The organism is Bradyrhizobium sp. P2_E8, from assembly GCF_056403875.1.
The window spans coordinates 1-545 of the sequence record NZ_JBFUES010001914.1; the positions used below are offsets into that span (position 1 = coordinate 1).

Consider the following 545-nt stretch of genomic DNA (forward strand, 5'->3'; position numbering starts at 1 on the left):
GTCGACGAGAACGGCGCCTACACCGACCATGCCCCTGGCTTCGTCGGCAAGCGCGTCATCAACGACAAGGGCGAGAAGGGCGATGCCAACGAGGCCGTGATCAAGGCCCTGGTCGAAAAGGGCATGCTGCTCGCGCGCGGCCGGCTCAAGCATCAATATCCGCATTCCTGGCGCTCCAAGAAGCCGGTGATCTTCCGCAACACGCCGCAATGGTTCATCGCGATGGACAGGGATATCGCGGCAGGCGGCAAGACCAAGTCCGGTGACACGCTGCGCGCCCGCGCGCTGCACGCGATCTCGGTGACGCAATGGGTGCCGCCGTCCGGTGAAAACCGCATCAACGGCATGATCGAGGCGCGCCCCGACTGGGTGATCTCGCGCCAGCGGGCCTGGGGCGTGCCGATCGCCGTGTTCGTGCGCGAGAAGGCTGACGGCTCCGCCGAGATCCTCCAGGACGAGGCCGTCAATACCCGCATCGGCGACGCCTTCGAAAAGGAAGGCGCCGACGCCTGGTACGCGAAAGGCGCGCGCGAGCGCTTCCTGGG

At 66.6% G+C, this 545-nt stretch carries 1 protein-coding gene; it reads left to right on the forward strand.

Annotated elements, in window-relative coordinates; all coding sequences use genetic code 11:
- On the forward strand, window positions 1–545 hold a 545-nt coding region (locus AC1D00_RS44680), incomplete at both ends, for a class I tRNA ligase family protein (RefSeq protein ID WP_477015155.1).